This is a genomic window from Bacillus sp. PK3_68 (assembly GCF_003600835.1).
GTDB lineage: Bacteria > Bacillota > Bacilli > Bacillales > Domibacillaceae > Pseudobacillus.
The window spans coordinates 849,893-863,491 of sequence record NZ_NQYC01000001.1 but is presented as its reverse complement, the minus strand read 5'-3'; the positions used below and the strand labels follow the sequence as shown (position 1 = coordinate 863,491).

At 41.7% G+C, this 13,599-nt stretch carries 11 protein-coding genes, 19 tRNA genes and 1 pseudogene; 24 read left to right on the top strand and 7 right to left on the bottom strand.

Features of this window, described 5'->3' with window-relative positions:
* The 24 genes from CJ483_RS04490 (at window position 1) to CJ483_RS04375 (ending at window position 6,616) form a co-directional block, all read left to right on the top strand.
* Window positions 1–76: transfer RNA gene (locus CJ483_RS04490), tRNA-Val, on the top strand.
* A gap of 30 nt (window positions 77–106) precedes the next feature.
* Window positions 107–182 (top strand) — tRNA-Lys (locus CJ483_RS04485).
* 7 nt (window positions 183–189) lie between these two features.
* Window positions 190–271: transfer RNA gene (locus CJ483_RS04480), tRNA-Leu, on the top strand.
* 75 nt (window positions 272–346) lie between these two features.
* Window positions 347–421: transfer RNA gene (locus tag CJ483_RS04475), tRNA-Gly, on the top strand.
* 22 nt (window positions 422–443) lie between these two features.
* Window positions 444–520, top strand: a tRNA-Arg gene (locus CJ483_RS04470).
* Between the two features lie 14 nt (window positions 521–534).
* Window positions 535–611: transfer RNA gene (locus CJ483_RS04465), tRNA-Pro, on the top strand.
* A gap of 25 nt (window positions 612–636) precedes the next feature.
* A tRNA-Ala gene (locus CJ483_RS04460) sits at window positions 637–709 on the top strand.
* Window positions 710–730: 21 nt separating this feature from the next.
* Window positions 731–804, top strand: a tRNA-Met gene (locus CJ483_RS04455).
* Between the two features lie 3 nt (window positions 805–807).
* Window positions 808–900 (top strand) — tRNA-Ser (locus CJ483_RS04450).
* A 23-nt stretch (window positions 901–923) separates the two neighbouring features.
* Window positions 924–997, top strand: a tRNA-Met gene (locus tag CJ483_RS04445).
* A 3-nt stretch (window positions 998–1,000) separates the two neighbouring features.
* Window positions 1,001–1,077 (top strand) — tRNA-Asp (locus CJ483_RS04440).
* A 48-nt stretch (window positions 1,078–1,125) separates the two neighbouring features.
* Window positions 1,126–1,201 (top strand) — tRNA-Phe (locus CJ483_RS04435).
* A 39-nt stretch (window positions 1,202–1,240) separates the two neighbouring features.
* Window positions 1,241–1,325, top strand: a tRNA-Tyr gene (locus tag CJ483_RS04430).
* A 9-nt stretch (window positions 1,326–1,334) separates the two neighbouring features.
* A tRNA-His gene (locus CJ483_RS04425) sits at window positions 1,335–1,410 on the top strand.
* 13 nt (window positions 1,411–1,423) lie between these two features.
* Window positions 1,424–1,498: transfer RNA gene (locus CJ483_RS04420), tRNA-Gln, on the top strand.
* A gap of 9 nt (window positions 1,499–1,507) precedes the next feature.
* Window positions 1,508–1,581, top strand: a tRNA-Gly gene (locus tag CJ483_RS04415).
* 11 nt (window positions 1,582–1,592) lie between these two features.
* Window positions 1,593–1,666 (top strand) — tRNA-Ile (locus tag CJ483_RS04410).
* 6 nt (window positions 1,667–1,672) lie between these two features.
* A tRNA-Asn gene (locus CJ483_RS04405) sits at window positions 1,673–1,744 on the top strand.
* A 14-nt stretch (window positions 1,745–1,758) separates the two neighbouring features.
* Window positions 1,759–1,846, top strand: a tRNA-Ser gene (locus CJ483_RS04400).
* Window positions 1,847–2,377: 531 nt separating this feature from the next.
* Entirely contained in the window at window positions 2,378–2,587 is a 210-nt protein-coding gene (locus CJ483_RS04395; RefSeq protein WP_120032296.1) for a YezD family protein, read from the top strand.
* A gap of 85 nt (window positions 2,588–2,672) precedes the next feature.
* On the top strand, window positions 2,673–3,728 hold the full coding sequence (locus CJ483_RS04390; RefSeq protein ID WP_120032294.1) for a sulfate ABC transporter substrate-binding protein: 1,056 nt from the start codon (window positions 2,673–2,675) through the stop codon (window positions 3,726–3,728).
* 68 nt (window positions 3,729–3,796) lie between these two features.
* On the top strand, window positions 3,797–4,633 hold the full coding sequence (cysT, locus tag CJ483_RS04385; RefSeq protein ID WP_120032292.1) for a sulfate ABC transporter permease subunit CysT: 837 nt from the start codon (window positions 3,797–3,799) through the stop codon (window positions 4,631–4,633).
* 12 nt (window positions 4,634–4,645) lie between these two features.
* Window positions 4,646–5,509: a sulfate ABC transporter permease subunit CysW gene (cysW, locus tag CJ483_RS04380; protein WP_120032290.1), complete on the top strand. Its 864-nt coding sequence runs from the start codon at window positions 4,646–4,648 to the stop codon at window positions 5,507–5,509.
* 15 nt (window positions 5,510–5,524) lie between these two features.
* Window positions 5,525–6,616 carry a sulfate/molybdate ABC transporter ATP-binding protein gene (locus CJ483_RS04375; RefSeq protein WP_120032288.1) on the top strand — a complete coding sequence of 364 codons (1,092 nt, stop codon included), beginning with the start codon at window positions 5,525–5,527 and terminating at the stop codon, window positions 6,614–6,616.
* 288 nt (window positions 6,617–6,904) lie between these two features.
* On the opposite strand, the gene CJ483_RS04370 is transcribed toward CJ483_RS04375, so the two are convergent.
* The 7 genes and pseudogenes from CJ483_RS04370 to CJ483_RS04340 all read right to left on the bottom strand — a co-directional run bounded on the left by CJ483_RS04370 (window position 6,905) and on the right by CJ483_RS04340 (window position 13,575).
* Window positions 6,905–8,131: a cation:proton antiporter gene (locus CJ483_RS04370; protein ID WP_120032286.1), complete on the bottom strand. Its 1,227-nt coding sequence runs from the start codon at window positions 8,129–8,131 to the stop codon at window positions 6,905–6,907.
* A gap of 9 nt (window positions 8,132–8,140) precedes the next feature.
* On the bottom strand, window positions 8,141–8,635 hold the full coding sequence (locus CJ483_RS04365) for a cation:proton antiporter regulatory subunit (RefSeq protein ID WP_120032284.1): 495 nt from the start codon (window positions 8,633–8,635) through the stop codon (window positions 8,141–8,143).
* Window positions 8,636–8,681: 46 nt separating this feature from the next.
* Window positions 8,682–9,245, bottom strand: a complete 564-nt coding sequence (locus CJ483_RS04360; protein WP_120032282.1) for a tyrosine-type recombinase/integrase — start codon at window positions 9,243–9,245, stop codon at window positions 8,682–8,684.
* A 353-nt stretch (window positions 9,246–9,598) separates the two neighbouring features.
* Window positions 9,599–10,978, bottom strand: a complete 1,380-nt coding sequence (locus CJ483_RS04355) for a sensor histidine kinase (protein ID WP_120032280.1) — start codon at window positions 10,976–10,978, stop codon at window positions 9,599–9,601.
* Window positions 10,975–11,655, bottom strand: coding sequence for a response regulator transcription factor (locus CJ483_RS04350; RefSeq protein ID WP_120032277.1), 681 nt, complete (start codon window positions 11,653–11,655; stop codon window positions 10,975–10,977). Before CJ483_RS04350 ends, CJ483_RS04355 begins: the two co-directional genes overlap by 4 nt.
* Before the next feature lie 210 nt (window positions 11,656–11,865).
* A complete protein-coding gene (locus CJ483_RS04345; RefSeq protein WP_120032275.1) occupies window positions 11,866–12,540 on the bottom strand; it encodes an ABC transporter ATP-binding protein in 675 nt (224 codons plus the stop codon).
* Between the two features lies 1 nt (window position 12,541).
* Window positions 12,542–13,575 (bottom strand): annotated as a pseudogene (locus CJ483_RS04340) (ABC transporter permease).
* Window positions 13,576–13,599 lie beyond the last annotated feature (24 nt).

Genomic DNA, 13,599 nt, shown 5'->3' with positions numbered 1-13,599 from the left:
GGAGGATTAGCTCAGCTGGGAGAGCACCTGCCTTACAAGCAGGGGGTCGGCGGTTCGATCCCGTCATCCTCCACCATTATTTCAATTAAACTTCTTTTGTGCAAATGAGCCATTAGCTCAGTTGGTAGAGCATCTGACTTTTAATCAGAGGGTCGAAGGTTCGAGTCCTTCATGGCTCACCATTTATATGCGGGTGTGGCGGAATTGGCAGACGCACCAGACTTAGGATCTGGCGCCGCAAGGCGTGGGGGTTCGACTCCCTTCACCCGCATCGTTTTTAAGGATCTTCTGCTAGGAACTGTCACGTCCTGTGATAAATACAGACGTTAGAACATCCTTCTCAAATGCGGAAGTAGTTCAGTGGTAGAACACCACCTTGCCAAGGTGGGGGTCGCGGGTTCGAATCCCGTCTTCCGCTCCAGAAGCGTTATATACATTTATTTGCGCCCGTAGCTCAATTGGATAGAGCGTTTGACTACGGATCAAAAGGTTAGGGGTTCGACTCCTCTCGGGCGCGCCATTTAACCGTTTTTACGGGAAGTAGCTCAGCTTGGTAGAGCACTTGGTTTGGGACCAAGGGGTCGCAGGTTCGAATCCTGTCTTCCCGACCAGTTATTGCTCGTAAAATTGTAACGTGGGGCCTTAGCTCAGCTGGGAGAGCGCCTGCTTTGCACGCAGGAGGTCAGCGGTTCGATCCCGCTAGGCTCCATTGGTGTTTAATATTTAGTTTGGCGGTGTAGCTCAGCTGGCTAGAGCGTGCGGTTCATACCCGCAAGGTCGGGGGTTCGATCCCCTCCGCCGCTATATGGAGGAATACCCAAGTCTGGCTGAAGGGATCGGTCTTGAAAACCGACAGGCGGGTTAAACCGCGCGGGGGTTCGAATCCCTCTTCCTCCGCCATAATTATCTTTATATGTTATCGTCGCGGGGTGGAGCAGTCCGGTAGCTCGTCGGGCTCATAACCCGAAGGTCGCAGGTTCAAATCCTGTCCCCGCAATCTGGTCCGGTAGTTCAGTTGGTTAGAATGCCTGCCTGTCACGCAGGAGGTCGCGGGTTCGAGTCCCGTCCGGACCGCCATATTTCTTCCAGCAAGGAGTGTCTTGCTGTTGATATATATCCTTGTGTGGCTCAGTAGCTCAGTCGGTAGAGCAATGGACTGAAAATCCATGTGTCGGCGGTTCGATTCCGTCCTGAGCCACCATTTTTTTCATTGTCTAAGAAGCTGTCTCTATTTTAAGATGGAGGGGTAGCGAAGTGGCTAAACGCGGCGGACTGTAAATCCGCTCCCTCCGGGTTCGGCGGTTCGAATCCGTCCCCCTCCACCAGTGAGAATGGCGGTCGTGGCGAAGTGGTTAACGCATCGGATTGTGGCTCCGACACTCGTGGGTTCGATTCCCATCGATCGCCCCATACATATTATTAATGGGCTATAGCCAAGCGGTAAGGCAACGGACTTTGACTCCGTCATTCGTTGGTTCGAATCCAGCTAGCCCAGCCAGTTTTTAATGCGGGTGTAGTTTAATGGTAAAACCTCAGCCTTCCAAGCTGATGTCGTGAGTTCGATTCTCATCACCCGCTCCATTTACATAAATGGGCCTGTAGCTCAGCTGGTTAGAGCGCACGCCTGATAAGCGTGAGGTCGATGGTTCGAGTCCATTCAGGCCCACTTTGTTCCGCAGTAGCTCAGTGGTAGAGCAATCGGCTGTTAACCGATCGGTCGCAAGTTCGAATCTTGCCTGCGGAGTTTTTATTTTTTCTGGGGAAGTACTCAAGAGGCTGAAGAGGCGCCCCTGCTAAGGGTGTAGGTCGCGTAAGCGGCGCGAGGGTTCAAATCCCTCCTTCTCCGTCGTATATAAAGAAAGTTTTAATAATGAAACCTATTACTCGTTCAATAAGATAGCACAGTCCGATGAGAGGTTTTCTTTCTCAAAGGATAAAAAAACAGAAGGTTGTTACAACCTTCTGTTTTTTTATGTCTCTTTCATACTTTTTCTTTTCGAAAATCATCGCTCTATTTTCTGCAAGACTACATATGAGGGGGAGAGTCACTAGTTGCTTGAGACCTAATTAATAGATGAGCGTGAGGCATTCTCTATGCAGAAGAATGAAAGTTGTCTATATTTTGATCTTTAGTGAGGAAGATACAAAGAATGAAATTATTATAAAAAACATATAGACATTATATAAAAGGTGCGTTATAATCCCATTAAACATATAAAACTTATAAGAATGCTTGGTTATTCTAATCTCATGTAAATACATTATAAGGACCTATCAGACAACTGAAGGGGCCGGTTATCTTAGAAAATGCAGGTAGAAGAGCATCTTTGTTGGGAATGGGGAGCCGTGAATAACGAGCAAAACAGGGGGAGGAAAAATGTCTGAAAAACAGATTGATAACCAATGGGTTGAACGCATTCTTCAGTCATTGGAAGGAATAGAGTACGGATCAGTAGAGATCGTTATCCACGATTCACAGATTACGCAAATTGACCGACTGGAAAAACGACGGTTTTCTATAAAAAAATCGAGCACTAGAAAGACAAAAACCAGTAAACATTCAATAAAAGCCGATCAGACATACTGAAGGCAGACTTTTTTAACCGTTAGTTGTTAAAAGTAGTCTGCCTTTTTTATATGAAATCAAACAAGTGGGAGAGAGGTTCTAGAAGATGCAAAATAGAAAAGTTATATCTAAATTATTAATAAGCATGACAGCAATGGCAGCGATTTTAGCAGGCTGTGGTGATTCAAAAGCAGGAAGTGAAAACAGCGCTTCATCTTCAAAGAAGCCGGTTGAGCTGTTAAATGTGTCCTACGATCCAACTCGTGAATTATATGAGGGGTTTAATAAAGAGTTTGTTGCTCACTGGAAAAAAGAAACTGGTCAAAATGTAACGATTCAGCAGTCGCACGGCGGTTCTGGCAAGCAGGCAAGAGCGGTTATTGATGGGCTTGAAGCAGATGTAGTCACACTTGCACTTGCAGGCGATATTGATGAAGTAGCTAAGAATGGTCTAACGGCTGAAGATTGGCAGACACGTCTTGATGATAACTCAACACCTTATACTTCAACCATTGTGTTTCTTGTTCGAAAAGGCAATCCGAAAAATATCAAGGATTGGGAGGACTTAACGAAAGAAGGAGTATCAGTCATTACGCCAAACCCGAAAACATCGGGCGGGGCACGTTGGAATTATCTTGCAGCGTGGGCCTATGCTGATAAACAATTCAATGGTGACGAAAAGAAGATAAAAAAATTCGTCAGTAGCATTTACAAAAATGTGGAAGTATTAGACTCAGGTGCACGTGGAGCAACAACAACGTTTGTAGAACGAGAAATTGGCGATGTACTAATCGCCTGGGAAAATGAAGCCTTTCTCTCTTTAAATGAATTAGGGAAAGATAAATTTGAAATTGTTGTTCCTTCAATCAGTATTTTAGCAGAACCTCCAGTTGCAGTAGTAGATAAAGTAGTGAAGAAAAAAGGCACGAAAGAGGTGGCGAAAGCTTATCTCAAATATTTGTACACAAAGAAGGGGCAGGAAATTGCAGCGGAAAATTATTACCGTCCGCGTGATAAAGAAGTATTGGAGAAGTACGCTGACCAGTTCCCAGAGATTAATCTCGTAACGATTGACAAGGACTTTGATGGCTGGAAAACAGCTCAGAAAAAACATTTTGATGACGGCGGAACATTCGATGAAATCTATCAGCCGAAACAATAGGAAGTGTATCTCTAAGACGGCGGTCATATTCCGCCGTTATTATGATTATTTGAAATGCAGGTGAAGAGATGGCAAAAAAGAAGTGGAGATTCAAAAAACATAGTATTTTACCGGGGTTTGGGCTGTCACTCGGCTTTACGATGCTCTATGTCAGTCTGTTGGTTCTTTTGCCACTTTCCATGATCTTTGTAAATGCTGCCTCGATGAGCTGGTCTGACTTTTGGTCAACAGTAACTGAACCGAGGGTGATCGCTTCCTATAAATTAAGCTTTGGTGCCGCTTTTTTTGCGGCCGGGATTAATATGATATTCGGTGTGTTGATTGCCTGGGTGCTCGTCCGCTATTCATTCCCGGGCAAGCGCATAATTGATGGGTTGGTCGACTTACCATTTGCGCTTCCAACTGCTGTTGCCGGCATCGCTCTAACTACTTTGTATGCGAAGACGGGCTGGATTGGCCAATTTTTATCATTTAAAGTGGCATTTACTCCACTCGGTGTTACGGTTGCTTTGACGTTTATTGGATTGCCATTCGTCGTGCGGATGGTGCAGCCAGTACTACAAAATTTTGATAGAGAGACAGAAGAAGCGTCGGCCATTTTAGGAGCGAACCGGCGCCAGACCTTCATGAAAATCATCATCCCAGAGATATTGCCAGCTGCTCTTACTGGCTTCTCGCTTGCATTGGCTCGTGCTCTCGGTGAATATGGTTCGGTCGTCTTCATTGCCGGCAATATGCCGATGAAGACTGAGATCACGCCACTTCTCATTATGACAAAGCTAGAGCAGTATGATTATGCGGGAGCAACGGCTATTGCGGCAGTTATGTTAATTATTTCATTTATCATGCTGCTTTTAATCAATGGCATGCAATGGTGGATGAATAGAAAGTTTGCTCATAATTAAGGAGGCATATGAATGGCTGGTCATATTCCATTGACGTATGGCAGTAGGAAAGCGGCAAAGAAAGCCGCAGAGGAGCCACTTTTTGTCCGTATGGTGCTCATAGGTATCGCTATTGTATTTTTATTTTTATTTCTCTTATTACCGCTTGCGGCCATTTTTATAAAGGCATTTGAACGAGGGATTCATCTTTATGCGGCATCTATTACTGACTCAGACGCACTGGCGGCCATTAAGCTTACATTGCTCGTTGTCTTGCTAACCGTACCGGTTAACGCTTTGTTCGGAATTGCGGCAGCTTGGGCGATTACAAAATTTGATTTCAAAGGGAAAAGCTTGCTGACTACAATTATTGATTTGCCATTTGCGGTGTCACCGGTTATTGCCGGGCTCGTATTTGTCCTTCTTTTCAGCACACATGGATTATTCGGCGATTTTTTGTTCGCCCACGATATTAAAATTATTTTTGCGGTGCCAGGTATTGTTATGGCTACACTATTTGTTACTCTTCCATTTATTGCGCGCGAGCTGATACCGTTGATGCAGTCCCAGGGGGCGGCAGAGGAAGAAGCATCTTTAACGCTTGGAGCCGGCGGGTGGAAAACATTTTGGCTAGTGACGCTACCTAATATTAAATGGGGATTATTATACGGCATTATTTTATGTAACGCGAGAACTATTGGCGAATTCGGCGCTGTGTCGGTCGTATCTGGCCACATTCGGGGATTAACAAATACGATGCCGCTTCATATTGAAATTTTATACAATGAATATCAATTTTCTGCGGCGTTTGCCGTTGCCTCGTTGATGTCCATATTAGCGATCGTAACACTTATTTTAAAAAATATAATTGAATGGAAAGCCAATCAACATAGTTAATGGGAGGATCATCGTATGAGCATTCACATAAAAGATGTATCAAAATCATTCGGCTCATTCAATGCGCTGAGTAATATTACACTCAACATCCAAACAGGGGAGCTGGTTGCATTACTCGGGCCGTCGGGGTCGGGAAAAACGTCCCTTCTGCGTATCATTGCTGGTCTTGAAGAAGCGGATAGCGGAATGATTTTATTCGGCGGTGAAGATATGACTCACATTCGTACAACAGAGAGGAAAGTCGGTTTTGTTTTCCAGCATTATGCTTTGTTTAAGCATATGACTGTATTCGACAATATTGCTTACGGATTGAGAGTTCGTCCTAAAAAAGAGAGGCCGTCTAAAAAAGAAATAAACGAAAAGGTAACGGAGCTTCTTAGTCTCGTTAAGCTGGATGCATTGGCAGATCGGTATCCGTCCCAGCTTTCCGGCGGGCAGCGCCAGCGTGTTGCTTTGGCAAGGGCACTCGCCGTAGAGCCGAAGGTGCTGCTGCTTGATGAGCCATTTGGAGCGCTTGATGCGAAGGTGAGAAAAGATTTGCGGCGTTGGTTGCGCCGATTGCATGATGACTTTCATATTACGAGTATATTTGTGACACATGATCAGGAAGAGGCACTTGATGTTGCGGATCGCATCGTGGTAATGAATGAAGGGAAAATCGAGCAGATCGGCAGTCCAGAAGAGGTATATGACCACCCGAACAGCCCATTTGTGTATGATTTCTTGGGGAATGTTAATTTATTTCACGGCAGGCTGGAGAACGGGAAGCTTCTCAATGGCAAAGTTGAACTTGATGTGCCAGGCATCGATAATAAGGAAAATCGACCAGCTGTTGCTTATGTGCGTCCACATGATGTAATGATTGAACGGGAAAGTATAGCGAAGGATGCCGTTCAAGCAAAAATTGTTCATATTCATATTGTCGGCAGGACTGTCCATATTGAACTAAAACCCAAAGAGATCGAGCAGTTTCTTGAAGCAGAACTAACGAAAGAACAATATGGCGAGCTTGGTTTAAAAGTCGGGGAAGAGGTTTTTGTTCGGCCTAATCAATTAAAAGTCTTTATTCCGGAGGATTACTCGATTAATAATCAAGCTCTGCCATGACAAGTTTATTCGGTACCTTAAAAAAATTCCTCTTAGAAAAGAGGAATTTTTTATAAGAATACAAATGTATAAGTGTTCTAACGGTTAAGTCGTGCTTGTTATTAGTAGAAGCTTAACCAATAGACCTACGCTGTTTTGGCCTTCCCAATTAGGTAAACCGTATTTAAATTATTCGAAAAATAGATTCGAAATATATATTTATTCATATACAGATACTGAGAATTAGCGCAAAGCTAGGCTAATTTTAGCTGGAGGAGTTAAAGTTGGTATGGTTTGTTAAATAGTTATTTACTCATTGGGAATCTTTATTCTCTTTCTTCCCGGTTCTTTTTTCCATTTGAAAATCTTATTTAAATAATTGTAAATGGTTTTGCTCTCTTTCGTCATAAGCGGGCCTAAAATAGCCAAAATAAGCACGTATAGGGCTGTGAAAGGCGTTAAAATAGGGTTTAAGCCTGCTGTAATTCCGAGGTTGGCAACAATGATGGAGAATTCTCCTCGTGCCATAATAGTTAAACCGATATTAGTGGAAGCTTTGTGGGATAGTCCGGCTTTTCTCCCTGCAATCATGCCAGCAACAAAGTTTCCGACAATGGTAAGCAAAGCCGCACCTAGCGACAACCAGAAGGCGCCAGCTAATGTAGAGGGGTCAATATTCAGTCCAAAGCTGAAGAAAAAAACAGCCCCAAAGAAATCTCTAAAAGGAACTACTAGATGTTCAATCCGGTCACGATGTTCCGTTTCGGAAAAGACTAACCCTAGCAGTAAAGCACCGATTGCTTCAGCAACATGAAGAGTTTCTGAAAAACCAGCCACAAAAAACAATGAAGCGAATATAACGATAATGAAAATTTCGTCTGATTTTATATTTAACCATTTATTTAATAGAGGTGCGCCTTTTCGCGCAATAACAAAGAACAATAACATATAACCGACTGAGATAAGAACGGAAGTGGCAATACCGAGGAAAGAGGTAGAACCTGCAAGCAAGACACCTGACATGGTGGTCAGAAATAGAGCCAGGAAAATATCGTCAAATAAAATCATTCCAAGAATTAATTCTGTTTCCGGATTAGCTGTCCTTTTTAAATCAACGAGTACTTTTGCTACGATTGCGCTAGAGGACACGCTAAGCAGTCCGGCAATAATCAGGGATTCGATCCACGGCATCCCTGTGAGTACCCCGTAAAGAAGCCCTAAAACAAAATTAAGAGACACATAGATACTCCCGCCAACTACAATATCCCGTCCTGATTTCATCAGTTTTCCGACTGAAAATTCCAGGCCCAAATAGAATAGGAGGAACAACACGCCAATGCGTCCTAAGAATTGAATAATCTCATTGCTTTCAATAAAGGTTAAGTCAATAATCCCAATCGTTGGAGCATGTGGCCCAACGACCATACCAAGAACAATTAAGAATGGAATAATGGAAAAGTTAAGCTTGTTTGCAAGAATGGCTACAATGGAAACGAGAACAAGTGCAGTACCGACTTCAAGAACTAGATCGTTCATCTATATTCCTCACCCCTTGTTAGATAGTAGATTTTTAATAAGCTCTTTTAACTGAATTCTTTCTCCTGAGATGATTAGGATGTCACCTGCTTCAATAACTGTGTCAGGGCCTGGATTGTGGGTTTTTTTCGTGTTTTTCTCTTTAATAGCAATAACATTCACGCCGAAATTGCTTCGGATATCAACCTCACCAATGGTTTTATTAACAGCCGGAGCCCCTGGTTCAACCTGATACCATTCAATAAGTAAATCATCAAAAGCAAAGTCTACCGTTTCCAAGGCTTTAGGATTGTAAGCCATTCCACCTAAAATCCCGGCGATTTGTCTTGCTTCTGCATCGCTGAACGTCGCACTGCTTATGACCTCATCATGATCTTCTGAGTCAAAGTGGTAAATTTCTCTCCGCCCATCATCATGAATAACGATGACTAGCTTATCTTGGTTTTTTGTAATAATTTCAAACTTATAGCCAATGCCTGGCAGTTCGCTTTCTCTAATATTCACTTTAGAATTCCTCCTTTAAATGATTGAACAATGGATTAAGGTTATTTTAAAGGTTGACATCGATTTCTGTTCTAATTTTCTCATCTTTGGAAATTCCAAGATATTTAAGAGTCTCAGAGGGGGTGGAATGGTTAAAATGCTTCTGGAGAAGAGAAATGGCAACTCCTCGTTTATAAGCATGATAACCAAAGGTTTTACGCATAGAATTCGTGCCGATTTTCCCTTTTATACCTACCGCTTCTGCGGCATGATGGATAATGCGATAAGCCTGCTGGCGCGTGATCGGCTTTTCAGTTTTGGGAGACTTGAATAAATAATCATCACTCTTCAGATGGCTTGATTCGATATAGTGCAAAAGGGCTTTTTTTACTTTGTGGTTGAGATAGATCTCTTTCGTCGTTTTCAGTTCCTTATAAGGAAGTAGGAAAAAATCTTTTAGGCGGTCTTCTTCTACTACATCCTCTACTTTGATAGCTAATATTTCCGTGATTTTCAAGCCGGTATTAATGCCGAAGACGAAGAGCAGATAGTCTCGTTCCGAATGTTTTTTTAAATATTTTTTCATGGAGTTAATTTGCTTTATATCCCTTAGAGCCTCTACATATTCCATATGATTATTCTCCTTAATCCATGTTACTTAATACTAGTTTAAAATACAATTAAGTAACATGCAAATATTCTCTCTTATTTATATGATCTACAAAAAGAGGCCGACCAATCACTAGAGCTGCCTCGTTTGATAATTGTTTTTTTGAATTGCTTTGTTATGATGAAAAACTCGGTGTTCTGTTTGCGAACAGCAAGAGATCCTGTATTTGATTCATACAGGATCTCCGTTTTATTTTGAGAGTGGCATACATTTGAACCTGCTTATAGGCTAGAGAGCTGCCTGCTAATCACTGCTAAGTTCAGGTAAACAGTAAAGGTTTTCCTAGAAATACATGATCTTGATAAAACAGTATGCTAACTAACAGGTAGTTCAACGACAAAAGCCGTTCCTGCTTTTTTTGTGCTGCTGACACTGATATGACCGCCATGAAGCCTGACAATAGAGGAAACAATGGAAAGGCCGAGTCCCGTTCCTTCCACTGTTCGAGAGCGGGTGAGGTCGGCCCGATAAAAGGGATCAAATATTCTCTCTAATTCTGCAGGGTTCAATCCTATTCCTGTATCCTCAAAGGTTATAAAGGCGGCTGTTCCTTTTTGTATAATGGAGATATCAATATTACCGTTAGGTTTATTATATTTAATGGCATTTGATAGAAGGTTATCCCAAACCGTGTTGAGCAAAGAGGGATCGCCAACGACCTGTATATCTGGCAAGGAGTAGCTGAGCATAATGTCTTTTTCGCCAATTTTCCATTTATAGCTTTGCACTAACTCCTTTATTTGTTGGCCAACATTGAAAGATTTTTTCTTCACAATCTCTTCATTTCGGTCCAATGAGGCGAGCAGCAATAGTTGTTTAGTCAAAGTGGAAAGCCTCCGAATTTCACTGTTAATGACAGAAATGTAGGAGGATCGTTCCTCCGCGCTTATTGAATCGTTGTCCACTAAATTTGTATATCCTTGTATATTAGATAAGGGAGATTGGATATCATGCGAAATGTTTGAAATAAATTCTTTCCTTACGTCATCCATCTGTTCTAGTTTTCTCGCCATCCGTAAAAAACTGTTTGAAAGCTCTCCTAGTTCGTCGTGCCGGTTAACGTCCAGTTCCACATTAAAATCGCCATTTGAGAGTGATTTCGTGGCGGAAGTCAAATGGGAGATAGGCTTTACTAAATATTTCGTGCTGAAAATGACCATGACAATGCTTAAAGCAATTGTAAATGCCAGCAGCCAGCCGAATAGGAGGTGCATTTCATTAAATAGGAGCTTAATATCTGGTCTGAGAAACAGGGCATAATTTTTTTGGTTATGTGTCAGCGGGACGCCGATCGTATTCTTTAATTCATTAGCGAAAAATCCTGTTACAAATGTTTCCTGGGGGAAATAGAGAATACCATGATAAGTCCTACCTTGCAGTACCTGCTCTTTGGTAAAAGTAGAGAGGTTTTTGACTCTGAAAGGAGCACCAAAATAAATTTCATGACCGGAGTCATCAACCAGATATAGTTGATACCCGACGGAGGAAATATTTTGCAGATACTCTTCCAAATCCATATCGGGGTGCTTATCAGTAAATGTAGCGATGCCAAGAGCAATTTTTGTATTTTTTTGATCGTTACAGGGCTTTAATTTTTGCTGGTAATACGTATTAGAGATGAAAAAAGCAAGGAGGCTGCTGATTAGCATAATTCCAATCGTCACCCCAACAAATTTCATATAAAGGGACCTCATGAGTGCTTCGTCTCCAATAAGTAACCAACGCCGCGAACAGTTTTGATTTGAAAATCAGCCGCCAGCTTAGAAAAACGTTCTCTAAGCCTTTTTATATGGACATCCACTGTTCGTTCGTCCCCTTCATAATCTACTCCCCAGATTTTTTCGATGAGCTGATCCCGAGAAAACACTTGCAGTGGATTCGAGGCGAGAAAGAATAATAATTCGAATTCCTTTAAGGGCAAAAGTATGGTCCGACCTTCAATTTGAACTTCATAGCTTTTTTTATTTATGCTTGTATGTCCGATACGAATGAGCTGCTCATCTTGTTGAGGATTATATCTTCGCAATAATGCTTTTATGCGGAACAGCAATTCCTTTGGATCAAAAGGCTTGACGAGATAGTCATCTGTTCCTGAGTCAAATCCTTGTTCTTTATCTTCGATTTGATTTTTAGCTGTTAACAGGATGATGGGAATGTTGTACTGCTTGCGCAGCTCTTTTGTTAACTCATAGCCGTCCATGTAAGGCATCATCACATCTATAACGGCCAAATCGCAAGTTTCTTTATCAAACAATTGGAGGGCTTCCATTCCATCTTTTGCTTGAAATACCCTGTATCCCTCTTTGCGTAAGTGAATATCGATCAGCTTTAAAACATTGATGTCGTCATCGGCAATTAGAATATTTGTCATAATATTTACTCCTGTAAAATCGATTTGGTTCTATTAGTCATTAGTCAAAGCAACAATGCCTTCAGTTACTACAAAGATCCGGATTCTTGTCTAGTGTTATCCTTTATAGTAAACGTTCATTCCATTTATAAAAAATAGCCCAGCACAGTATGTCCAGGCTGCTGAATAAATATTTAATATCACCTTGAGGGCAAGAGTCCTATCTTCTCTTTATGAAATGAGCCCGTCGCTCATTTTTATAATGCGGTCAGCATAAGAAAGCATCTCTTCATCGTGGGTTACGAGCAAGGTTGTAATATTGAGCGTTTTAGTTAAACGCTGGATTAACCGCATGACGTCTTTGGATCTTTTCGAATCTAAGCTTGCCGTTGGTTCATCCGCAAAGAGAACTTTAGGTTTGTGGATAATGGCGCGAGCAATAGCAACCCGTTGTTTTTCTCCTCCTGACAAGGAGGCGGGATAAGCATGCTTCCGATGCTCCATTTCTATTAGCTTTAACACTCTATCAATTTCTCTTTTTTGTTCGTGTTTCTTTAATTCTGTTTCTGAAACATCGAGCATAAGCATGAGTTGTTCTTCTACGGTAAGAAAGGGAACCAGATGGGCAAATTGAAAGATGAATCCAAATTTGTTCGCCCGTATTTTCCTGATTTGCTCTTGACTCATGGCATTTATATTTTTCCCTTCGAATAATACCTGGCCATCTGAAGCAGGCTGAAGTCCGGCCGCTATCGTAAGAAGGGTACTTTTTCCAGATCCTGAAGCGCCTATTAGTGCAGTAATCTCGCCTTCTTGAAGAGAAAGATTCACCCCTTTTAATACTTCTTCCTCTACTTCGCCGTTAATAAATGTTTTTTTCACTTCATCAATCATAAAAATAGCCATATTATACCTCTCCTTGCTGAATAGCTTGTAGCGGTTCAATTTTTTTGATTTGTATTCCTGAAAGTGTTGCGCCAATAAATCCAATAATGAGAAACACAACAGACAATTGCATCGTTGTTTCAAGTGTTAAACTGAAAGGCATGCCTTCAGGGGAAATCATTGTAAAACCTTGACTGAGCGCAACAGATAAGATAAGGGCTGCAACTGTAATGACAATCATTTGTGCCCACATCATCTTAAACAGCGTCCCTGTCTTTACGCCGATCGCTTTTAAAATGCCGTATAATCCGACTTTTTGGACATTCATCATATAGAAGAAAATAGCGAACAACATTCCGCTTATTACGACTAAAAACCAAACAATCATATTGAGGGACATTTGCTCTGCACTGTAGCTTGGAATAGTATTAAGAAACTCTTTCTTTGAAAAAGCTCGTAACCCTGTTATTGCCGGGGCTTTGTCTTCTTCAGGTACAAACATCAACTGCATCTCATCCACCCGGTAAATTTCTTTATAGTTCTCAATATTAATAAAAGCGACAGGTGCATGGCTGAATTTCTTCTGATTAACAAAGCCTTTGACAACGAATTTGCCGCTAAATTGGTTGTTCGTTAAAATGTCCCCGACTTTTATTCCCTTAGCTTTCATCGAGCTATCCAGCACTACTTCGCCATCTTGGACGTTGGTAAATAACTTTGAAGTAGTGGAAGCAACGAAAGCGACGCTTTGTTGTTTGCCGTTTTTATCATTTAAAAAGCCCATTTGAATCGAGAAGGCCACAGCCTTATCATAGTCATTTAATACCTTATTCTGGGTATCGCTATCTATCTTTGACAAATTATAGGTGTCATCTGCATTTGCTTCCATATAAAATTGGCCGTCTGGCAAATCCTTAATTAAGGCAGCATTGTCCTGGGATAATCCATTGGCCAATCCAGAAATAATGAATGTGAGAAAGCTAACTAAAAAAATGATGGAACCTAAAATCGTAAACCGCACTTTATTTTTTTAATTTCTTTCCATGCGATGTTCATCATCATTCCTCCAATCCTTTATTT

Excerpts from the sequence above, each read along its gene's own strand:
- CJ483_RS04395 (WP_120032296.1), top strand. The coding sequence starts at position 2,378 with ATGTCTGAAAAACAGATTGATAACCAATGGGTTGAACGCATTCTTCAG.
- CJ483_RS04390 (WP_120032294.1), top strand. The coding sequence starts at position 2,673 with ATGCAAAATAGAAAAGTTATATCTAAATTATTAATAAGCATGACAGCA.
- cysT (WP_120032292.1), top strand. The coding sequence starts at position 3,797 with ATGGCAAAAAAGAAGTGGAGATTCAAAAAACATAGTATTTTACCGGGG.
- cysW (WP_120032290.1), top strand. The coding sequence starts at position 4,646 with ATGGCTGGTCATATTCCATTGACGTATGGCAGTAGGAAAGCGGCAAAG.
- CJ483_RS04375 (WP_120032288.1), top strand. The coding sequence starts at position 5,525 with ATGAGCATTCACATAAAAGATGTATCAAAATCATTCGGCTCATTCAAT.
- CJ483_RS04370 (WP_120032286.1), bottom strand. The coding sequence starts at position 8,131 with ATGAACGATCTAGTTCTTGAAGTCGGTACTGCACTTGTTCTCGTTTCC.
- CJ483_RS04360 (WP_120032282.1), bottom strand. The coding sequence starts at position 9,245 with ATGGAATATGTAGAGGCTCTAAGGGATATAAAGCAAATTAACTCCATG.
- CJ483_RS04355 (WP_120032280.1), bottom strand. The coding sequence starts at position 10,978 with ATGAGGTCCCTTTATATGAAATTTGTTGGGGTGACGATTGGAATTATG.
- CJ483_RS04350 (WP_120032277.1), bottom strand. The coding sequence starts at position 11,655 with ATGACAAATATTCTAATTGCCGATGACGACATCAATGTTTTAAAGCTG.
- CJ483_RS04345 (WP_120032275.1), bottom strand. The coding sequence starts at position 12,540 with ATGGCTATTTTTATGATTGATGAAGTGAAAAAAACATTTATTAACGGC.